Annotated in this window: 19 protein-coding genes; 9 read left to right on the top strand and 10 right to left on the bottom strand. The window is 71.5% G+C overall.

Going from position 1 to position 20,743, the window contains the following annotated elements; genetic code table 11:
- Positions 1 to 18: 18 nt before the first annotated feature.
- The gene (gene speE, locus WAT24_RS00090; protein WP_336805772.1) at positions 19 to 870 is read left to right on the top strand and encodes a polyamine aminopropyltransferase; all 852 of its coding nucleotides are present in this window, start codon (positions 19 to 21) and stop codon (positions 868 to 870) included.
- A 100-nt stretch (positions 871 to 970) separates the two neighbouring features.
- Here the strand turns inward: speE and WAT24_RS00095 are convergent, their stop codons facing one another.
- The gene (locus tag WAT24_RS00095; RefSeq protein ID WP_336805773.1) at positions 971 to 1,171 is read right to left on the bottom strand and encodes an antitermination protein NusB; all 201 of its coding nucleotides are present in this window, start codon (positions 1,169 to 1,171) and stop codon (positions 971 to 973) included.
- Between the two features lie 162 nt (positions 1,172 to 1,333).
- Here WAT24_RS00095 and WAT24_RS00100 point away from each other — a divergent pair, with 162 nt between their 5' ends.
- From WAT24_RS00100 to WAT24_RS00120, 5 genes are all read left to right on the top strand, one after another.
- Positions 1,334 to 2,386: a hypothetical protein gene (locus WAT24_RS00100; RefSeq protein WP_336805774.1), complete on the top strand. Its 1,053-nt coding sequence runs from the start codon at positions 1,334 to 1,336 to the stop codon at positions 2,384 to 2,386.
- A 111-nt stretch (positions 2,387 to 2,497) separates the two neighbouring features.
- Complete coding sequence (locus WAT24_RS00105) at positions 2,498 to 3,127, top strand: nucleotide-binding protein (protein ID WP_336805775.1); 630 nt, start codon at positions 2,498 to 2,500, stop codon at positions 3,125 to 3,127.
- A 12-nt stretch (positions 3,128 to 3,139) separates the two neighbouring features.
- Entirely contained in the window at positions 3,140 to 3,613 is a 474-nt protein-coding gene (locus tag WAT24_RS00110) for a SixA phosphatase family protein (RefSeq protein WP_336805776.1), read from the top strand.
- Entirely contained in the window at positions 3,613 to 4,176 is a 564-nt protein-coding gene (locus WAT24_RS00115; protein WP_336805777.1) for a YceI family protein, read from the top strand. Before WAT24_RS00110 ends, WAT24_RS00115 begins: the two co-directional genes overlap by 1 nt.
- 42 nt (positions 4,177 to 4,218) lie before the next feature.
- Positions 4,219 to 6,108, top strand: a complete 1,890-nt coding sequence (locus tag WAT24_RS00120) for a phospholipase D-like domain-containing protein (protein ID WP_336805778.1) — start codon at positions 4,219 to 4,221, stop codon at positions 6,106 to 6,108.
- A gap of 25 nt (positions 6,109 to 6,133) precedes the next feature.
- Here WAT24_RS00120 and WAT24_RS00125 read toward each other — a convergent pair whose 3' ends face one another.
- Together WAT24_RS00125 and WAT24_RS00130 are read right to left on the bottom strand one after the other, a co-directional pair.
- Positions 6,134 to 6,643: an energy transducer TonB family protein gene (locus WAT24_RS00125; protein ID WP_336805779.1), complete on the bottom strand. Its 510-nt coding sequence runs from the start codon at positions 6,641 to 6,643 to the stop codon at positions 6,134 to 6,136.
- Positions 6,644 to 6,655: 12 nt separating this feature from the next.
- Positions 6,656 to 7,939 (bottom strand): acetyl-CoA C-acetyltransferase, encoded by a 1,284-nt coding sequence (locus tag WAT24_RS00130; protein ID WP_336805780.1) that lies wholly within the window; start codon positions 7,937 to 7,939, stop codon positions 6,656 to 6,658.
- A gap of 129 nt (positions 7,940 to 8,068) precedes the next feature.
- Between WAT24_RS00130 and WAT24_RS00135 the strand changes: the two genes are divergently transcribed.
- Positions 8,069 to 9,190 (top strand): hypothetical protein, encoded by a 1,122-nt coding sequence (locus WAT24_RS00135; RefSeq protein WP_336805781.1) that lies wholly within the window; start codon positions 8,069 to 8,071, stop codon positions 9,188 to 9,190.
- Positions 9,191 to 9,363: 173 nt separating this feature from the next.
- Entirely contained in the window at positions 9,364 to 11,799 is a 2,436-nt protein-coding gene (locus tag WAT24_RS00140; protein ID WP_336805782.1) for a sensor domain-containing protein, read from the top strand.
- A gap of 13 nt (positions 11,800 to 11,812) precedes the next feature.
- Here WAT24_RS00140 and WAT24_RS00145 read toward each other — a convergent pair whose 3' ends face one another.
- The 6 genes from WAT24_RS00145 to WAT24_RS00170 form a co-directional block, all read right to left on the bottom strand.
- Complete coding sequence (locus tag WAT24_RS00145) at positions 11,813 to 12,274, bottom strand: GNAT family N-acetyltransferase (RefSeq protein WP_336805783.1); 462 nt, start codon at positions 12,272 to 12,274, stop codon at positions 11,813 to 11,815.
- Positions 12,275 to 12,416: 142 nt separating this feature from the next.
- Positions 12,417 to 13,790, bottom strand: a complete 1,374-nt coding sequence (gene ntrC / locus WAT24_RS00150; protein WP_336805784.1) for a nitrogen regulation protein NR(I) — start codon at positions 13,788 to 13,790, stop codon at positions 12,417 to 12,419.
- Positions 13,787 to 14,842, bottom strand: a complete 1,056-nt coding sequence (locus tag WAT24_RS00155; protein ID WP_336805785.1) for a two-component system sensor histidine kinase NtrB — start codon at positions 14,840 to 14,842, stop codon at positions 13,787 to 13,789. Before WAT24_RS00155 ends, ntrC begins: the two co-directional genes overlap by 4 nt.
- Before the next feature lie 45 nt (positions 14,843 to 14,887).
- On the bottom strand, positions 14,888 to 16,759 hold the full coding sequence (locus tag WAT24_RS00160) for a CHASE3 domain-containing protein (protein ID WP_336805786.1): 1,872 nt from the start codon (positions 16,757 to 16,759) through the stop codon (positions 14,888 to 14,890).
- A 223-nt stretch (positions 16,760 to 16,982) separates the two neighbouring features.
- Positions 16,983 to 18,392: a type I glutamate--ammonia ligase gene (gene glnA, locus WAT24_RS00165; protein WP_336805787.1), complete on the bottom strand. Its 1,410-nt coding sequence runs from the start codon at positions 18,390 to 18,392 to the stop codon at positions 16,983 to 16,985.
- A gap of 163 nt (positions 18,393 to 18,555) precedes the next feature.
- The gene (locus WAT24_RS00170; RefSeq protein ID WP_336805788.1) at positions 18,556 to 18,738 is read right to left on the bottom strand and encodes a CsbD family protein; all 183 of its coding nucleotides are present in this window, start codon (positions 18,736 to 18,738) and stop codon (positions 18,556 to 18,558) included.
- Between the two features lie 160 nt (positions 18,739 to 18,898).
- On the opposite strand from WAT24_RS00170, the gene WAT24_RS00175 reads away from it, so the two are divergent.
- Positions 18,899 to 19,696 (top strand): undecaprenyl-diphosphate phosphatase, encoded by a 798-nt coding sequence (locus tag WAT24_RS00175; RefSeq protein WP_336805789.1) that lies wholly within the window; start codon positions 18,899 to 18,901, stop codon positions 19,694 to 19,696.
- Between the two features lie 61 nt (positions 19,697 to 19,757).
- Here the strand turns inward: WAT24_RS00175 and WAT24_RS00180 are convergent, their stop codons facing one another.
- Positions 19,758 to 20,720, bottom strand: a complete 963-nt coding sequence (locus WAT24_RS00180; protein WP_336805790.1) for a LysR family transcriptional regulator — start codon at positions 20,718 to 20,720, stop codon at positions 19,758 to 19,760.
- Positions 20,721 to 20,743: the final 23 nt, after the last annotated feature.

Genomic DNA, 20,743 nt, shown 5'->3' on the forward strand with positions numbered 1-20,743 from the left:
CCCACGCAGGACAGCGCCATGTCGCAACTCAGCTGGTTCACCGAGGCCCACCAGACCTCCGGCTCCTCCATCGGCTACCGGGTGGAGAAGCTGCTGCACGCGGAGAAGACGCCGTTCCAGACCATCGAGATCTACCAGACCACCGACTGGGGCAAGCTGATGGTGATCGACGGCTGCGTGATGCTGACCAGCCGCGACAACTTCCTGTACCACGAGATGATGACCCACCCGGCGCTGTTCACCCATGCGCGCGCCAAGCGCGTGGTGATCATCGGCGGCGGCGACTGCGGCACGCTGCGCGAGGTGCTCAAGCACGAGGAAGTCGAGCACGCGGTGCAGGTGGAGATCGACGAGCGGGTGACCCGCCTGGCCGAGCAGTACTTCCCGGAACTGTGCGAGTCCAATGCCGACCCGCGCGCCGAGCTGCTGTTCATCGACGGCATCAAGTACATGGCCGAGTGCGAGCCGGACTCGCTGGACCTCGTCATCGTCGACTCGACCGATCCGGTGGGCCCGGCCGAGGGCCTGTTTAACGCCGCCTTCTACGCCAGCTGCCACAAGGCGCTGCGCCACGGCGGCATCCTGGTGCAGCAGAGCGAATCGCCGCTGGTGCACCTGGAATTGATCAAGTCGATGCGCTCGGCCATGCGCACCTCGGGCTTCGCCGCGGTGAAGACGCTGCCATTCCCGCAGCCGTGCTACCCGACCGGCTGGTGGAGCTGCACGATGGCGCGCAAGGGTGGCGACCTGTCCGGCTTCCGCGAGCGCGGCGCGCTGAGCAAGAACTTCCCCACCCGCTACTACAACGCCGAGACGCATCGCGCCGCATTGGCGCAACCGGAGTTCATGCGCGAGGCACTGGGCGAGTAAGCGCATCCCTCCGCCGTAGGAGCGCGCGTGCCCGCGGTGCCTTGGCTCCCACGCGCACTGGAGCGAACGGCGTCGCGGGCAAGCCCGCTCCTGCCGGCGGTCAGAACATCTTCTGCCGCACTTTCGGCAGCAGCACCACCACCAGCGTGGCGACCGGCCCGAACAGCAGCGACAGCAGGAACCACAACAGGCCGCTGCGGTTCTTGCCCTGCGCCAGGCCGGCATTGATCAGCGCCAGCGTGCCCCAGCCGACGAACCACGGCGCCGCCTGGGCGTCGGCCAACCTCGAAAACTGCTCCACGGCTTCTCTCCGGTCGTTTCGCGGGACGCGCGCGTGCGCGTCGGGGAAGCGGTCATGCTAACCGCCCTGACGGCCGGCGCACGTGGCGCCGGGCCGGGGGATCAGGCTGGCTTAATCCTTGCCCGCTATGCTGCCGCCTCGATTCCATGCAAGGAAAACGCGATGCCGGGACTGCGTCAACTGATCCTCGTCCTCGCCTGCACGCTCGCTGCGGCCGCCAGCTCCGCGACGACACCGGCGAAGAGGGCCGTACACGATGCCCGGCAGCAGCGTACCGCCGCCCTGCTGGCCTTCCAGCGCGACCTGGTCAGCGTGCTGGCGCCGCGGGCCGACGCGATGCCGCTGCTCGGCGCCGCGCTGCTGGCGCGGCCGCTGGACGGGCAGCCGAAGTGGAACGACTTCCACAGCCTGATCGGCCGCGCCGTCGCCGCACCCGGTCACGGCCCCGCGCAGCGCTGGGTTCAACTGGCCGACTGCGATGCCCGCGCCGACGCCTGCCCCGACGCCGCTGCACTCGCCGCGCTGCTCGAGGAAGCCCCCGACAACGCCGCGGTGTGGCTGCTCGAGCTCGGCCAGGACGTGCGCAACGGCAAATCGGCGGAGGCCCGCGCCGATCTCGCCCGCGCGGCGCAGGCCACGCTGTACGACGACTACACGGGGACCAGCCTGAAGGCGCTGGCCGACGGCGTCAGCCTGCTGCCGCCACCGCAGGCCACGCTCGACCCCGACGCCGCTGCCGGCGCCGCCGGCGTGCAGGCGATGATCGTGTACGGCATCGCCGGCATGCAGCCGCAGCCTGCCCTGCCTGCCGCGGCGCGGCTGTGCGAGGACGCCGGCGACGACGCGGCGCTGGTCGCCGACTGCCGGCGACTGGCCAAGACACTCGAATGGGGCTCCAGCCCGCTGGCCCGTTCGCTCGGGCTGCACCTGCGCGAGCAGCTGGCCGCGAACGATGATGAACGCGAACAGGCGCGTCGCGAACGGCGCGCCCTGGTCTGGCAGGTGCAGCAGTTCGCGGGCCTGGCCGCCCGCGCACCGGGCGACCGGGCGCTCGCGCTGCAGCTGCTCGCGCTGGCCCGCGGCGGCGGCACCGAGATGAGCCTGATGCTGGCGGCCTTGCGCAAGGCGGGCCTGCCGGCGGAGCCGCCCGCCGGGTGGGAGCCGCCGAAGCCGGCGCACGGCTCCGTGAGCGGCGCGCCCCCCACCGAAACGTGAGCGGGCCCGCGTTTGCCGGGGCCGCCGGCCGGGCTCGGCCTCGAGCCCGGTTCCCCGCTCCGCATCGGCAAGCTACCCTTGCCCCCAAGCTTTCCGAACGGGGGTGGTCCGATGCTGACCGTGCTGGTGGCAAGCAGCAAGGGCGGGTGCGGCAAGAGCACGCTGGTGACCCAGCTGGCATCGCACTGGGCGCAGCAAGGCAAGCGCACGGCGATTGTCGATACCGACCGCCAGGGATCCAGCTACCGCTGGGCCACGCTGCGCCCGGAAGGCATGCCTGGAGTGCTCGGGCTGGAGGGTCGCCGCGGCCTGCATCGGCTGCCGCCGGATACCGAGCGCGTGCTGGTCGACACGCCGGCGGGGGTGGGCGAACGCGAGCTCGAGCCCCTGCTCGACCAGGTCAGCGTGGCGCTGGTGCCGGTCCTGCCGTCTTCCTTCGACCTGCATGCCACGCTGGACTTCCTCGCGCAGCTGGCCGCCATGGCGCAGGTCAGGCGCGGCAAGCTGGCGGTCGCGCTGGTCGGCAATCGCCTCAAACCCTGGACCCATGCCAGCCAGGACGCGCTGGCGCAGCTTGCCGAGGCCGCGCCCTTTCCGGTGACCGCGCAACTGCGCGACAGCCAGGCGTACGTGCTGCTGACCGCGCTGGGCAAGGGCATCTTCGACTACCACTCCGAGCAGGTGCGCAGCCAGCAGCAGGACTGGCTGCCCCTGCTGCGCTGGCTCAAGCGCCAGCACTGACCGGGAACCGCCATGCATGAACTGATCCTGCTGCGCCACGCCGAGGCCCTGCCCCCTACAGCGGGCGACGGCGACCGCGATCGCGCGCTCAGCGCACGCGGCGAACAGGAAGCGCGCGCCGCCGGCCGCTGGCTGGCGGCGCACGGCGTACGGCCCGACCGCGTGCTGTGCTCGCCGGCGCAGCGCGCCCGCCACACCGCCGAGCTGGCCGTGCAGGCGTTCGCCCCCGTCGCGGCGATCGGCTTGGCCGAGGAGATCTACGACGCCACGCCGGGCGAGCTGCTGGCACTGCTCGACCAGCACGCCGACGCGCGCTGCGTGCTGCTGGTCGGCCACAACCCGGGCATCGAGCGGCTGGTGGCGCTGCTGGTGGAGGGGCGTTCGGACGAATTCCGCGGCATGCCACCGGCCGGGCTGGCGGTGCTGCACCTGCAAGGCGTGCTGGAGCCGGGCAACGCACGGCTGGACGCGTTCTGGTCGCCCTGATGCACGCGGCGGTTCGCGGCGGCCTGCTGCTGGCGCTCGGCCTGGCGTCGTTCGCCGCGGCCGCCGTCACCGGCCAGTGGCACATCGACAGCCGCTATTCGCATGCCGATTTCGGCGTGCGGCTGTTCTGGCTGCACACGGTCCGCGGACGCTTCGAGCAGGTGGAGGGCACGGTCGAACCGCGCGCCGGCGGTAACGCGGTGGTCAATGCGCAGATCGCGGTGAACAGCCTGGCGATGGACTCGACCCGGCTGCGCCAGTGGGTGCTCGGCGAGGAGTTCTTCGATGCCGCGCGGCATCCGGTGCTGCGGTTCGTTTCCGCACCGGTGCCGGGCAACGTGCTCGATGCCGGCGGCGTGCTGGATGGCCAGCTGACCCTGCGCGGCATCACCCGGCCGATGCGCTTCGTGCTGCTGCCGGCGCGCTGCACCGCCGACGCCTGCACGATCCAGGCACATGGCCAGCTCAGGCGCAGCGAGTTCGGCATGAACGCCCACCATGCGGTGCTGTCCGACCGGGTCGAGCTCGCGTTGTCGATCGCGCTGGAACGCTCGCCGGACTGAGTCGCGCCCGGCCTGACACCTGCCGCCTTTATCATGCGCGGCATGCCCCTGCGCCGCATCGCCCTGCTCGCCCTGCTGGCCGCCACCGCGCTACTCGACGGTTGCGCGCTGTCGCGTGCGCAGATCCGCCGCGCGGACGCGATCGTCGCCGCTTCCGCGCCGGCGGTGCCCGGCTGCACGCGCGCCGACCACTGTGCGCAACCTTCGCCGCTGCTGCAGGCGTCGGCGCAGGCGATGGCGCAGTCCACACCGGAGCACCCGCAGCACCTGGTCGCCCTGCTCGGCCAGAGCGAACCGGCCCTGGTCGCGCGGCTGAGCCTGATCCGCGCGGCCCGCCGCAGCATCGATGTGCAGACCTACATCTGGGACCAGGACGACACCGGCCAGCTGATGCTGGACGAACTGGTGCAGGCGGCGCGGCGCGGCGTGCAGGTGCGCATCCTGGCCGACCAGCTCTCCGCCTTCGGCGACGTGCCCATGCTGGCGCGGCTCGCCCGCGCCAGTCCCAACCTGCAGGTGCGCCTGTACAACCCGACCTTCCAGGAAGCGCACACCTCGCCGCTGGAATGGGCGGCCGGCATCGCCTGCTGCTTCTTCCGCTTCAACCAGCGCATGCACAACAAGCTGCTGCTGGTCGACGACACGGTCGGCATCACCGGCGGGCGCAACTACCAGGATCGCTATTTCGACTGGGACGACGACTTCGACTACGTCGACCGCGACGTGCTGGTCGGCGGACCGGCGGCGCGCACCATGGCGGCGAGCTTCGCGCTGTTCTGGAACCACGAGCGCGCGGTGCCGCTGACCCACCTGCGCGACGTCAACCGCTACCTGATCGCCCATCCCGGGGCGCCGGGCTGGCAGGCCCCGCGCTACGAGCATCCGCAGCGGGTCTACCGGGTGCAGCAGGAAGCGGTGGATGCCGCCTGGCTGCAGATGCACGTGCTCGGGCACAGCCTGCGCACGCGCGAGGTCGAGTATTTCAGCGACCTGCCGGGCAAGACCGACCAGCCACTCAAGCGGCACGCGCGCGAATTCACCGCGCACGTGATGCGGATGGTGGCCGCGGCCCGCCACGAGGTAGTGCTGCAGACGCCCTACCTGGTGATGAGCCGCCGCGCACGACGCATCTTCGACCGGCTGCACCGATCGAGCCCACCGCCGCGGATCGTGGTCTCGACCAACTCGCTCGCCTCCACCGATGCGTTCGTCGTCTACGGGGTGTCCTACAAGCACCGCAAGCGCTACCTGAAGGACTACGGCTTCGAGATCTACGAGCTGAAGCCGCACGCGGCGGATGTCGCGGCGGAAAACGCCAGCGCCGCGCTGGAGTGGGTCGGCGACGGCCGGCACGCCAGCGGCGACGCCGCACGCGATCCGGCGCGGCGTTTCGTCGACACCGAGAGCCACGGCCTGCTCGGCAGCCACGGCAGCAGCCAGCGCCCGGCACCGCTGGTCAGCGAGGGGCGCCGCTTCGGCCTGCACGCCAAGTCGATCGTGGTGGACGACCGCTTCGCGATGGTCGGCTCGCACAACTTCGATCCGCGCTCGGACCACTACAACACCGAGGCGGGCGTGATCGTCTACGACCAGCGCTTCGCCGAGCAGGTGCGGGCGGCGATCCTGCGCGACACCGAGCCGCAGAACGCCTGGGTGATCGCGCCGCGGCGGCCGGTGGTGCCGGTGCTGACCACGTTGAACCAGGTGATCGGCGACGTCTCGGAAAAGCTGCCGCTGTTCGACTTCTGGCCCTACCGCTACGCCACCAGCTACCAGCTCAAGCCCGGCTGCACGCCGATGCGGCCCAGTGACCCGGACTTCTACAGCTGCTACGAGCCGGTCGGGGATTTCCCGGACGTGGCACTGTCGCCCAAGCTGATCTACACCCGCCTGATCACCGCCTTCGGCTCGAGCGCCAGCGGCATCCTGTAGCCGCCGTTCCCGTCCACCGTGCCGCTCACGGCGGCGTGGCGGGCGGGCCGCTGTCGAAGCGCATCGGCAGTTCACCATGCACCCCCTCGGGTGCATCGGACGGCACCGCGAAGCGCCAGTGCCGGACGGTGGCCAAGGCGTGCGCGTCGAGCACCGGATCGCCGCTGGACCGGGCGATGTCCGCGGAAGTCACCCGCCCGCTGCCGTCGGTCGCGACGTCCAGCACGACGCGGCCATCGAGGTGGCCGCGCAGCTTCGCCCAGGACGCGTCTGAGGGCGGTATCTCGAGCGGTACAAGAACCGCCGGCGGAGGCGTGATGCGCGCCACCACGTCTGGCTGCGCGCCCACCACGCGCGGCGCGGCATGGGTGCGATGGCGGGACGCGGCGTGGCGCGAGCGTGCCGCCGCGACGGCGCCGGGCCGAGGGGGTGGCCCGATCCAGTCGTCGGTGAGGCCGCTCAGCCAGTCCGTGCCCCAGACACTGACGAACAGGGCCAGCACGCTCAGGGCGGTGGTGACGCGCAGGCGCGGCATGGCCGGTCGGGATCAACGCTCCAGGATCGCCACCACGCCCATGCCGCCGGCGGTGCACACCGAGATCAGGCCGCGACCGGAGCCCTTCTGCGCCAGCTCCTTGGCCAGCGTAGCGACCAGCCGCGCACCGGTGGCGGCGAACGGGTGCCCGGTGGCCAGGCTGGAGCCGTGCACGTTGAGCCTGGCCGGGTCGATGCTGCCCAGCGGCGCGGAGAGGCCCAGCCGGTTGCGGCAGTAGTCGGCGCTCTCCCACGCGCGCAGCGTGCACAGCACCTGTGCGGCGAACGCCTCGTGGATCTCGTAGAAGTCGAAGTCCTGCAGGGCCAGCCCGTTGCGCGCGAGCAGCCGCGCGACCGCCACCGTGGGCGCCATCAGCAGGCCCTCGCCGTGGACGAAGTCGACCGCCGCCACCTCGGCATCGCGCAGCCAGGCCTGCACCGGCAGGTTGCGCCGCGTGGCCCAGTCTTCGCTGGCCAGCAGCACCGCGGCGGCGCCGTCGGACAACGCGGTGGAGTTGCCGGCGGTGAGCGTGCCGTGGCCCGAGGTGCGGTCGAACGCGGGCTTGAGGGTGGCCAGCTTCTCCATGCTGGTGTCCGGGCGCAGGATGTTGTCGCGGCGCACGCCGCGGAACGGGATCACCAGGTCGTCCATGAAACCCGACGCGTAGGCGGCGGCGAGCTTGCGGTGGCTCTCCAGCGCCAGCGCATCCTGCGACTGCCGGTCGATGTGCCACTCGCGCGCCATCTTCTCGCAATGCTCGCCCATCGACATGCCGGTACGCGGCTCGGCCACGCCCGGGAACGAGGGCTTGAGCTCGGCCGGCGAGAAGCCGCGCGTGGCGGCGGCGAGCTTGTCCTGCCAGCCCTTGGCGCGGTTGATCGCCAGCAGCCGCTTGCGCAGGCGCTCACCGTACACGATCGGCACGTCGCTGGTGGTGTCCGAGCCGGCGGCGATGCCCGATTCGATCTGCCCGGTGGCGATCTTGTTGCCGACGATGATGGCGTTGTCCAGCGAGGTCCCGCAGGCACGCGCGGTGGTGATGCCGGGCGTGGTCGGGGCCAGGCCCGAACTGAGCAGCGCCTCGCGCGCGAGGTTCCAGTCGGCGGCGTGCTTGATCACCGCGCCCAGCGCGACCTCGCCCAGCTCCACCCCATGCAGCCCGTACCGCTCCACCAGCGCCCCGAGCACCTTCACCGACATGCCGAAATTGCCGACGTCGGCGTAGGCCGTGTTGTTGCGGCAGAACGGGATGCGCACGCCTCCGATCACACCGACGCGCTTGAGGGTTTTTTCCATGTCCTGGGCGGGTCCTTGCGGCTTGAGTTCCCAAGGCTAACCCGCACGCCGAGGCGGCGGAAGCCCGGAAACGTGAACGGGTGGGCTGTCCTATACTTCGCGGTTTCCTGCCGTTCGGAATCGCCCTCGATGGAAGCGCAACCGCCCGTCGCCCTGCCCGCGGTGCTCGCGCTGGAACTGTCGCCCGGCCAGGTGCCTCCCGCCACCTTGAGCCGCGACGACGCGGCCGAACTGGCCGCGCGCGTCGCCACCGATCTGCACGCGCTGCTGCCGGGCGTGGGCGAGGCGCGACTGGCGCTGGCCGGCGCGCTGTTCGACCCGGTCGAGCTGCTGCGGCCCGGTTTCCCGGTCTGGGCAACGCTCGACGAACTGGCCCGGCGCGTGCCGCGCGGGCACCTGGAGCACGTGGTCGCCTTCGGCACCCACGAGGGCCGCATGCCGGCGCAGCCACTGCAGCCGGAGCCCGAGCACGCCGGCGGCGCGCTGCGGCTGGTGCCGCTCTCGATCCTGGCGCCCGAGCCGCTGGCGCAAGCCCTGGCCGGTCGGATCGAGGTGGAGCTGGTCGGCCGCGGCGAGGCCGGCGCGCGGACCGCCGATTGGCTGATGCGCACGCTCGGCATACGACTCGAGCACGCCCGCTACCTGAGCCGCAACGACCTGCTCGCGCTCACCTGCGTGCAGTACGAACACGTCAACCTGGCGCCGCTGTGGACGCTGCTGGAGACCGCGCTGCTCACGCCCTACCGGGAGGAGCACACGCTCAGCGCGCGTGGCCTGCCGCTGCACTACGCCGACGGCGTGGTGCGCGCCGGCTCGCCGGCGGCCTGGCTGGCCGCGCAGGATGGCGCCCCGGGCGAGCGCGCGCATGCCTTCGCCGGGCTGGTGTTCGAGCTGCGCCAGTACGCGGCGCTGCTGCACGCGCACCGGCTGCCGTTGCAGCTGGAGTGCGGCGAGGCGGCCGAGGGCTGGCTGCTGGAAACGCTGGCGCCGCCCGACCCGGGGGCGGCGCCGCCGAGCCTGATCGCCCATGAGGCACCGGGGCTGGGCACGGTGGCGGTGACCGTCGCGCAGGCCGGCGCCGACGGCCAGCCGCGGCCGCTCGCGCACGGCTACCCGCTGGCGCCGCAGGCACTCGGGCCGCTGGTGGCGGTGCTCGCCGCCCGCTACGGCATCGAGCCGGCGCTGCATGCGCAGGGCCGGGTGGTGCTCGGCCGGCACGGCCTGGGCGCGCCGGCCGCCAGCCGGCACTAGCGCACCGTCCCCGAGGGGGGCGGCTCGGCGCTGCCGGCGGGCGCTTCTGGCATCCGCCGGGCCACAGGCGCATGATGGCCGCGAAAGCAGGCGGTGCGCTCGGGGGAGCCATGAAGCAGCCTCTTGCACCGGACGGATCCCCGCCCGATCCGGCTGGAGACGTCGGCCAGTCCGTGCGGAACTGGCCCGAGCACGTACTGCGCGGGATCCCCGCGCTGGTCCTCTATCTGGATGGCGACCTGCGCGTGCGCTTCGCCAACACGCCTCCGCGCCGCTGGGGCGGTATGGCGCCGGAGGCCATGGTCGGCCGTGCGGTGGGCGAGCTGCTCGACGGCGCCAGCGCGGCGCGGGTGACCGAGGCGCTGCTCGGCGCGCTCGGCGGCCAGGCGGCCACCGTCGACGGCGTGCTGCTCGACGGTTGCGCGCACCGCTACATGCACGCCAGCTTCCAGCCCGACGCCGACGCCCACGGCCGCGTGCAGGGCGTGTTCGCAGTGCTGATCGACATCACCGAGCGGCACGCGCTGGAGCTCAAGCTGCGCGAGAGCGAGCAGCGCTTCTTCGGCGCCTTCCAGCACGCCGCCATCGGCATGGCGCTGGTACGCCCGGACGGACGCTTCCTGCGCGTGAACCAGGCGGTGTGCCGCATGCTCGGCTACAGCGAGGAGGAATTCCTGACCCTGAGCATCGCCGACGTCACCCATCCGGACGACTACGCCGACGACATGGCCCGCCTGCGCGAGATGCTCGCCGGCGGCACCGACGCCTACCAGATGGAGAAGCGCAACCTGCACAAGGACGGCCACGTCGTGCACTTCCAGCTCAGCGTCTCGCTGGTGCGCGACGAGCACGGCAAGCCGCTGTACTTCGTATCGCAGGTGCAGGACATCAGCCAGCGCAAGCAGTACGAAGAGGCGCTGTTCCGCGAACGCGAGCTGGCCGAGGTGACCTTGAACTCGATCGGCGACGCGGTGATCGCCGCCGACCTGGAGCTGCGTGTCACCGCGCTCAACCCGGTGGCCGAAGGGCTCACCGGCTGGAGCGCGGGCGAGGCGCGCGGGCGGCCGATGGACGAGGTGTTCCGCCTGTGCGACGCGCGCACCGGCGCGCCGCTTGCCAATCCGCTGCGCGCGGCGATCGAGCGCAACGCGATCGTCGACCTGGAGGGCAAGGCGTTGCTGCTGCATCGCAACGGCTTCGAAACCCCGATCGAGGACTCGTCGGCCCCGATCCACGACCGCACCGGCCACGCCATCGGCGGCGTGCTGGTGTTCCGCGACGTCAGCGAGACGCGCTCGCTGGCGCTGCGAATGATCCACCTGAGCCAGATCGATACGCTGACCGGGCTGCCCAACCGCAGCCAGCTGCAGAGCCACATCGAGCGCGTGGTCGCCACCGCCCACCGCCGCCAGCAGCGCTGCGCGCTGCTCTACCTGGACATCGACCATTTCAAGCGCATCAACGAGCAGCACGGCCCCGCCAACGGCGATCGCGTGCTGCGCGCGTTCGCCGCGCAACTGCGCCAGGCGCTGCACGACGACGACCTGCTGTGCCGCCACCACGGCGACGAATTCGTCGTGCTGCTGCCGCAGGTGCAGGCGCCGGGCCAGGCCGCCAGCGCCGCGCAGCGGCTGATCGCCTACGGCGAGCACACCGCGGTGCCCGGCCTGCCGGAACTCGCGCTGCGCGTCTCGGTGGGCATCAGCCTGTTCCCCGACGACGCGGTGGATGCCGACGCGCTACTGCGCAACGCGGACAGCGCCATGTACGAGGTCAAGATCGGCGGCCGCCACGGCTATCGCTTCTTCACCGCCTCGATGAACGAGCGCGCGGCGGCGCGACGGCGCATCGAGGCCGAGCTGCGCCGGGCGATGACGCGCGGCGATCTCATACTGCACTACCAGCCGAAGGTCGACGCCGTGAACGAACGCATCGTCGGCGCCGAGGCGCTGCTGCGCTGGCCGGGCGCCGAGGGTTTGGCGCACTGTGCCACCGAGCAGTTCGTCGCGGTGGCCGAGGACACCGGCCTGATCGTGCCGCTCGGCGCCTGGGTGCTGCGCGAAGCCTGCCGCCAGGCCCATCGCTGGCAGCGCGGCGGCGTGGGCCTGCCGGTCGCGGTCAACGTCTCGGCGCTGCAGTTCCAGCATGCCGGCTTCCTGGCCGAGCTCGAGGCGGTGCTGGCCGAGTGCGCGCTGGACCCGTCGCTGCTGGAGCTGGAACTGACCGAGCGCACGGTGATGGCCGGCGGCGACGCGACCATCGCCCTGCTGCAGCGGATCCGCCGCTGCGGCGTGCGGCTCTCGCTGGACGATTTCGGCACCGGCTACTGCAGCCTGTCCTACCTCAAGCACTTCCCGGTCGACGCGCTGAAGATCGACCGCGCCTTCGTGCGCGACGTCGAATCGGACAGCGACACCGCGGCGATCACCCAGGCGATCATCGCGATGGCGCGCAGCCTGGGCAAGGTGGTGGTGGCCGAGGGCGTGGAGACGCGGGCCCAGGCGGAATACCTGCGCGCGGCCGGTTGCGCGCAACTGCAGGGCTTCCTCTACGGCGAGCCGATGGCGGCCGCCGTGCTGGGCGAACGCCTCGCCGCCCAGCGCCGCTGAGCCTGCCGCGGCGTCAGGCCGGCAGCGGCTCCTCGTACATCAGGTAGTGGCACCGCGCCATGCCGAGCTCGGCATAGGTGCGCTGCGCGCGGTGGTTCTCCGTCTCCACGTAGAGCCGCAGGCCGACCGCGCCGGCGGCGCGCGCCTGGTCGCGCACGGCGGCGTACAGCGCGCGGAACACGCCGCCGCGCCGCGCCGCGGGCACCACGTAGACGCTCTGGATCCACCAGAAGTCGCCGCAGCGCCAGTCGCTCCACTCGTAGGTGACCAGCAGGCTGCCGACCGCCGTGCCGCCGCGTTCGGCTACCAGGTAGAAGCCGCGACGCGGGTCGTCGAACACGCCCGCCACGCCACGCGCGAGCACGCTGCGGTCCAACGCCTTGGCCTCGGTCTCCTGCGCCATCGCGGCGTTCCAGTCGACTAGGTGGGGGATGTCGGCACGGGCGGCACGGCGGATGGCGAGAGGTTCGGACATGGCGTTCTACCTGGAAGGGTTTCCGATTATGCGGTCCCGCCCCCGCTGTTGCAGGAGCGAGCTTGCTCGCGATGCCTTTGCCCGGTCCCGGGCCGAGAGGAACCCGCGCCTCGCGAGCAAGCTCGCTCCCGCGACTTCGCAGCTAGCTGCGTCGTTTGCGCGAGGCCCCGAGCTTGCGGGTGAGCGTGTTGCGCCCCACGCCCAGCGCGGCCGCGGCGTGCTGGCGGTGGCCTCCGTGCGCGGCGAGTGCCGCTTCCAGCAGGGTGCGGTCCAGCGCCTCGCGGGCGCGGGCGTGGATGTCCGGTTCGCCGCGTGCCAGCGCCCGGCTGGCCCAGTCGTGCAGTGCGCGGGTCCAGTCGCCCGGCACCGCGGTGGCGCCGGCCGGTCCCAGGTCGCCCGCCTGGATCTCGGTCCCGGGCGCGATCACCGCCAGCCGCCGGCACAGGTTCTCCAGTTCGCGCACGTTGCCGGGAAAGTCGCGCTGCTCCAGCGCGCGCAGTGCGGCGCGCGAGAAGCGCTTGGGTGGCAGCTTGAGTTCCTGCGCCGCGGCGGCGAGGAAATGCCGGGCCAGCATCGGCACGTCGCCGCGGCGCGCGCGCAGCGGCGGCAGCTCGATGCGGACCACGTCCAGGCGGTGCTTGAGGTCGGCGCGAAACTGGCCGGCGGCCACGCGCGCGTCCAGGTCCTGGTGGGTGGCGGCGACGATGCGCACGTTGCAGCGGATCAGCTCCCGACCGCCGACGCGGTAGAACTCGCCGCCGGCGAGCACGCGCAGCAGGCGCGTCTGCAGGGCCAACGGCATGTCGCCGATCTCGTCCAGGAACAGGGTGCCGCCCTCGGCCTGCTCGAAGCGGCCGGCGACACGCCGCGTCGCGCCGGTGAAGGCGCCCGCCTCGTGTCCGAAAAGCTCGCTTTCCAGCAGCTCGCTGGGGATCGCCGCGGTGTTGAGCGCCACGAAGGGCTTGGCACGGCGCGCGCTCTCCTCGTGCAGCGCGCGCGCGACCAGCTCCTTGCCGGTGCCGGTTTCCCCGGTCACCAGCACGTTGAGGTCGCTGGCGGCGACCCGGCCGATCAGGCGGAACACTTCGCGCATCGGCGCGCTCTCGCCGAGCAGCGCGTGCGTGGGCGGCGGCGCGGCCGGCGGCGGCGCGGCCGGCTGCTCGGTCAGCGCACGGTGCACCACCGCCACCGCGTGGTCCAGGTCGAACGGCTTGGCCAGGTAGTCCACCGCACCGGCGCGGTAGGCCGCGGCGGTGGTGGCGACGTCGGTGTAGGCGCTCATCACGATCACCGGCCCGATGCCTTGCGCCGCCAGCTCGCCGAGCAGAGCCAGGCCATCCTCGCCGGGCATGCGCACGTCGGTCAGCAGCAGCGCCGGGCGCGCGTCGCGCAGGGCTGCACGCGCGGCGGCGACGTCGCCGAACTCGCGTACGTCCAGTCCTGCCTCGCGCAGCGCCTCGGCCAGCACGAACCGGATGCTGCGGTCGTCGTCGACGATCCACACCTCGGGGCTCACGGCCTCGTTTCCTCCGGTGCGGGGCCCGCCGCGGAAAGGCCGATCGTCGCCTCGGGCTCGAGCGGCAACAGCAGCGTGAACGTGGTGGCGCCGGCGGTGCCGGCGTGGCGCAGTTCGCCACCGTGTTCGTTGGCGATCTCGCGGGCCAACGCCAGGCCCAGGCCGGTGCCGTCGGCGCGACCGGAGACCAGCGGCTGGAACAGCGTCCCGCGCAACGCGGGCGGCACCCCCGCGCCGTCGTCGATCACGTCCAGGCGCAGCGCCGTGCGCAGCATGCGCTCGCCCAGTCGCACGCCATGCTCGGCGCGGGTGCGCAGGACCAGCGTGCGCGCGCCCGCCTCGCGCGCGTTGCGCGCCAGGTTCAGCAGCAACTGCTGCAGGCGGTCGGCGTCGCCGCACAGGTCCGGCAAACTGGGGTCGTAGTCCTGGTGCACGATCAACGGGGCGGGCTCGGCGGCCAGCAGCGTGACCACCCGCTCGAGCACCGCATGGATGTTGAGGGCCGTCCGGCGCGGGGCGCCGTCGCGGTGCAGCAGCCGGTCGGCCAGTGCCGTCAGCCGGTCCGCCTCGGCGATGACCACGCCGGCCAGCGCCTTCAAGTCCGCATCGCCCACCCGACGCTGGAGCAGCTGCGCGGCACCGCGCAGCCCGGCCAGGGGGTTCTTCACCTCGTGCGCGAAGCCACGCAGGGTCGCCGACACCGGTGGGCTGTCGGGAGGGCGTTCGCCCAGCAGATGGACCTCCACCAGCCACTGCCCGTCGTCCCAGGCCTGCAGCGCGGCGTCGACGCGCCGGTCGACGCCGTCGGCGGCGGTCAGCACCTGGTCGCGCCACTGCACCGATGCCCCGCGCCCGCCGGCCCGCGCCGCCTGGGCGTCCAGGCCGGGTAGCGGCAACACGCTGGCGAGCGGCTGGCCGACCACGCCGCGCAGCCCGAGCGCCAGCCATTCGGCCAGCGCCGGGTTGATCCAGCGCACGCACAGGCCGGCGTCGGCCAGGACGAGCCCGGTCGAAAGCTGTTCCGCCCAGCGGCGCCAGGTGTCCTCGTGCATGTGCCCATGATGGGCGTTGCGCCTTGCTGGTGCAACGCGTGCCCGTTATCCGTGCGACGGATCCGCGCGGGCACCGCCGGCGGGCGGCGCGCCGGCCAGCACCGCATGCACGCGATGGGCCAGTTCGTCCAGGGTGAACGGCTTGCGCAGCAGCGCCACGCCCGGCTCCATGACCCCGCCGCGATCGAGCGCTTCGCGGGTGAAGCCGGTCATGTACAGCACCCGCAGCTGCGGCTGCAGCCGCAGCGCCAGTTCGGCCAGCTGGCGGCCGGTCATTTCGGCCATCACCACGTCGGTCAGCAGCAGCGCCACCTGGGGATTCGCCTCCAGGTTGGCCAGCGCGCGGTGCCCGCTCGGGGCGGTCAGCACGCTGTAGCCCAGTTCGGTCAGTGCCTCGGCGGCGAAGATGCGCACCGACGGGTCGTCCTCCACCAGCAGGATGGTGGTCGCGCTGTCCCCGCGCGGCAGCGCGTCGGCCTCGGCCGCCGGTGCGGGCATCGGCGCCTGCAGGCTCCCTTCCGGCGCCCGCGGCAGGTAGATGCGGACCGTGGTGCCCTTCTTCGGCTCGCTGGCGATGTCCACGTGGCCGCCGGACTGTTTCACGAAGCCGTAGACCTGGCTCAGCCCCAGCCCGGTGCCCTTGCCCACCTCCTTGGTGGTGAAGAACGGATCGAAGGCCTTGGCCAGCACGTCCTCGCTCATGCCGTGTCCGGTGTCGGTGACCGCGATCATCACGTAGGGCCCGCTGCCGACGTCGGGGTGCCGGCTCGCGTAATCCTCGTCCAGCGCCACGTTGGCGGTCTGGATCGTCAGCCGGCCGCCTTCGGGCATGGCGTCGCGCGCGTTGACAGCGAGGTTGACCAGTGCGTTTTCTAGCTGGTTGACGTCGACCACCACCGGCCACAGCCCGCCGGCCTGCACCAGTTCGATGGTGTAGATGCCGCCCAGGGTGCGGCGGATCATCTCGGTGATGCCGGCGACCGCCTCGTTCAGCGACACCAGCACCGGCCGCAGCGGCTGCTTGCGCGCGAACGCGAGCAGCCTGCGGGTGAGCTCGCCGGCGCGCTGCGCGCCCTCCAGGGCGTAGTCGATGTAGCGCTGCAGATCGGTGCCGCCCTTGGCCAGGCGCATGCGCATCAGCTCCAGATTGCCGATCACCACCGCCAGCATGTTGTTGAAGTCGTGCGCCAGGCCGCCGGTGAGCGCGCCGAGCGCCTCCATCTTGCGTGACTGGCGCACCGCCTCCTCCAGCATCGCCTGCTGCCGTACGCTGGCCTTGAGCGCCTCGTTGGAGGCGAGCAGCTCGTCGCGGGTGCGCACGATCATCCGGTGCCGGCGGGATATCTCGCGCAGGCTCAGCGTGGCCAGGCCCAGGATCGCGAGCGAAATCACCGATACGCCCGCCAGCAGCCAGTCCGACAACACGCGCCCCTTGGCGCGCGCCACCTCGATGCGGCGGTCACAGTCGGCCTGCATGGCGCGCACGACGCGACGGATCCGCTGCATCAGGTCCATCCCGACGTTGGAGCGGACCAGTTCCACCGCCGCCTGCTGTCGCCCGCCGTGGTAGAGAGCCAGCGTCTGCTCGATCTCGGCCTGCTTGGCGGCGACCAGGCCGCGCAGCTCGGTCAGCCGCTCGCGCGCCTGCGGTGAGCTGACCTGCGCGTCCAGCTCCCCCAGGGCTGCCTGCAGGCTGCTGCGCGCGGCGCGGTAGGGAGCGAGATAGACCGCCTGGCCGGTGAGCAGGTAGCCGCGCTGGGCGGTTTCCGCACCTTCGATCACCAGCAGCACTTCGGTCAGGGTATGCCTGACCGCTTCGGCTTTTTGTTCCTGCCGGATGCCCTGCTCGCGCACGTCCGCCAGCAGATAGGCACCGGCGAGCAGCAGCGCGAGCAACACGAAGCCAGCCGCCAGCACGATGCGGGATCGGATGAGGCTTGGTGGCCGGACGGCTGTCATCGTGGTGTCCCCTCGAACGCGCAGCCCTGCCCCGCGGGCCCGGTCGACCCGAGCGCCTCGATGGTAGGCCGGCCGGCCGTGCAGACAATGTGGCTGCCTCCACCGGTGGCGGCCCGTGTTTCCCTCCCGGAAAAAAGACGGGCGCCCCGGGGCGCCCGTCGCCGTCCTTGCCGCGACCGCTTCAGATCGCGTAGTACATCTGGAACTCCAGCGGGTGCGTGCTGGCGCGGTAGCGGGTCACCTCCTGCATCTTCAGCGCGATGTAGGCGTCGATGAAGTCGTCGGTGAACACGCCGCCGGCCTTGAGGAAGTCGCGGTCCCTGTCCAGCGCCTCCAGCGCGGCGTCCAGGCTCGAGCACACCTGCGGGATGTTCTTCTCCTCTTCCGGCGGCAGGTCGTAGAGGTCCTTGTCGGCCGGCGCACCCGGGTCGATCTTGTTCAGGATGCCATCCAGGCCGGCCATCATCAGCGCGGTAAAGGTGAGGTAACCCGATTGCATCGGATCGGGGAAGCGCACCTCGATGCGGCGGCCCTTCGGGCTGGCCACGTACGGGATGCGGCAGCTGGCCGAGCGGTTGCGCGCCGAGTAGGCAAGCATGACCGGCGCCTCGAAGCCCGGCACCAGGCGCTTGTAGCTGTTGGTGGTGGAGTTGGCGAAGGCGTTGATCGCGCGGGCGTGCTTGAAGATGCCGCCGATGTACCACAGCGCGGTCTGCGACAGGCCGCCGTACAGCTCGCCGGCGAACAGGTTGTTGCCGTCCTTGCTGAGCGACTGGTGCACGTGCATGCCCGAGCCGTTGTCGCCGACGATCGGCTTGGGCATGAAGGTCACGGTCTTGCCGTTCTGGTGCGCCACGTTCTTGATGACGTACTTCATCGTCATCAGCTCGTCGGCCTTCTTCACCAGCGTGTTGAAGCGCGTGCCGATCTCGCACTGGCCGGCATTGGCGACCTCGTGGTGGTGCACCTCGACCTTCTGGCCGAGCGATTCGAGCACCTTGCACATGTCGGCGCGCAGGTCGCCCAGCGAGTCGACCGGCGAGACCGGGAAGTAGCCACCCTTGACGCCCGGACGATGGCCGGTGTTGCCCTCGTCGTACTTGAAGCGCGAGCTCCACGCGGCCTCTTCGGACTCGATCTCGTAGAACACGCGGCCCATGTCGTTCTGCCAGCGCACCGAATCGAAGATGAAGAACTCCGGCTCCGGCCCGAAGAAGGCGGTGTCGGCGATGCCGGTCGACTTGAGGTAGGCCTCGGCGCGCTTGGCGATCGAGCGGGGGTCGCGGCCGTAGGCCTGCATGGTCGAGGGCTCCAGCACGTCGCAGTGCAGGATCAGCTGCGTGTGCGAGGAGAACGGATCCAGGTGGGCGGTCTCCGGGTCGGGCATCAGCACCATGTCCGACTCGTTGATGCCTTTCCAGCCGGCGATCGAGGAGCCGTCGAACATCTTGCCGTCCTCGAAGGTCGACTCGTCGATGGCGTGCGCGGGAAAGGTCACGTGGTGATGCTTGCCGAGCATGTCGGCGAAGCGCAGGTCGACGAACTCGACGTTGTGTTCGGCGATCAGGTCGAGCACTTTCTGGGCGGTCATGGCAACCTCGGGTGGGCGATGGCGAAGGGATGCAGCCCTTTAGCAATGCCCATGCCAGGCGCCGGACGGCCTGGTAGCGCCGCGCGCAGGCCCGGCCCGGGTGTTGTGGCACCAATATGGGCTTTCCGATTGCCCATATTGGTGCAAATCAGGCGGGTCGGCGTCACTCCTCCAGATCGTCGTCCAGCTCGTCCTCGACCTCGCCGACGTTGCGCTGCACCTTGCCGGCGTTCTTCTCGAGGTTGCCGGACACTTCGGTCGAGGTGTCGCCGGTCACCTTGCCGGCGACCTCCTTCAGTCCGCCCTTGATCTCGTGCTTGGTACCTTCGATGCGGTCGTCGTTCATGGCTCGCCTCCTGCCGCAACACGCGGCAACGCCTTTATAGGCATCCAGCCATGCGCCGGGCGTGAAGCGCCCGCCGTTGCGCCGAGCGGCCTCTACGGCGCCTTCCCGCCGTTCCCGTAAGCTAGGGCGTTCGCCTGCACCTTTCTTCCTGGGAGCTCTCGTGAGCGATCTGCTTCGCGTCATCCTGCTCGGCATCATCGAAGGCATCACCGAATTCCTGCCCATCTCCAGCACCGGTCACCTGCTGATCGCCGAACGGCTGGGCCTGGGCGCGCGCTCGGACCTCTTCAACGTGGGCATCCAGGCGGGCGCCATCCTGGCGGTCACGCTGATCTACTGGAAGCGGCTGTGGCAGCTGCTCACGCAGTGGCGCGACCCGGCCAACCGCGACTACCTGGCCAAGCTCACGGTGGCCTTCCTGATCACGGCCGCGCTCGGCTTCGTGGCGGTCAAGCTCGGGTTCAAGCTGCCCGAGACGGTCACGCCGATTGCCTGGGCGCTGGTGATCGGCGGACTGTGGATGCTCGGGGCCGAGGCGGTGGCGGCGCGGCGCCCGGAGCGCAGCGAGGTGACCTGGCCGGTGGCGGTGCTCGTCGGCGTCGCGCAGATGCTCGCCGGCATCTTTCCCGGCACCTCGCGCTCGGCCGCGACCATCTTCGCCGCGCTGCTGGCCGGCACCAGCAATCGCGCGGCGGCCACCGAATTCGCCTTCCTGGTCGGCATCCCGACCATGTACGCCGCCACCGGCTACGAACTGCTCAAGGTGCTCAAGGGCGGCGGCGCCGCGCACGAGGACTGGAGCGCGCTGGTCGTGGGCTTCGTGGTCTCGGCCATCGTCGCCTTCGCCGCGGTGAAGTGGCTGCTCGGCTACATCCGCACGCACCGCTTCACGCCGTTCGCGGTGTACCGCATCGCGCTGGGCATCGCCCTGCTGATCTGGCTGCCGGCCGGCGGTTGACGAGCGGGCGGCCGTCGCCATCGGCGGCCGCAATGACCAGCGCGGCGGGCCCGCTGCCCGTTCAGGCTGCCGCCGGCACGCCCGGCCCGCTCTTGCCGGCGGCCACCCGCGCGGGGATGCGGAATTGCGGTTCGTTGGTCCGCTCGAACAGCTCGCGCACCCAGTCGATGAAGGCCTGCACGCGCGCGGAGAGGTGCTTCTTCTGCGGGTAGACGATCCACACCGGCTTGCCGGTGGAGCGGATCTCGGGCATCACCAGCTCGAGCTTGCCCAGGTCGAGCATGCAGGCGACCAGCATGTGCGGGGCCTGGGTGATGCCCAGGCCGGCCGCGGCGGCCTGGATCACCGATTCGGCGTCGTTGATCAGCAGGTGCGCGTCGATGTCGACCGAGATCGGGCCGTGCGGGCCGTCGAACTGCCACTGGCGCGGACGGCCGTTCGGGTAGACATAGTTGATGCAGCGGTGGCGGGCCAGGTCCTCGATGCTCCGCGGCGCGCCGAAGCGGGCGAGGTACTCGGGCGAGGCGCACACCACGTTGCGCAGGTAGCCGATCTTGCGCGCGATCAGGCTGGAGTCCTCCAGCTCGCCGACGCGGATGGCGCAGTCGATACCTTCGCCGTTCATGTCCGAGGGCAGGTCGCTCATCGACAGTTCCAGGCGGATGTCGGGGTAGCGCTGCTCGAACTCGGTCAGCCGCGGGATCAGTGCGGCGCGGCCCACGGCCAGCGACATGCCCACGCGCAACCTGCCGACAGGCTTGCGGTTGGCGTAGCCCAGCGCCTCCGTGGCCTCGGCCAGGTCCGCCAGGATGTCCTTGCAGCGGGCGTGGAACACCGCACCGTCGTCGGTCAGCCGCAGCGAGCGGGTGGAGCGGAACAGCAGCCGCGCGCCGAGCCGTTCCTCCAGCCGTGAGACGGCACGGCTCACCCCCGAGGGCGTCATGCCGAGCTGGGCGGCCGCCGCGGCGAAGCTGCCCGCATCGACCACGCGGACGAAGGCGGAAATTGCTGCAAAGTCTTCCATTGGGGTGGCTCCCGGTTCATTCG

The sequence above is a fragment of the Fulvimonas yonginensis genome, assembly GCF_037137055.1.
In the GTDB taxonomy this organism is placed as follows: domain Bacteria; phylum Pseudomonadota; class Gammaproteobacteria; order Xanthomonadales; family Rhodanobacteraceae; genus Frateuria_A; species Frateuria_A yonginensis.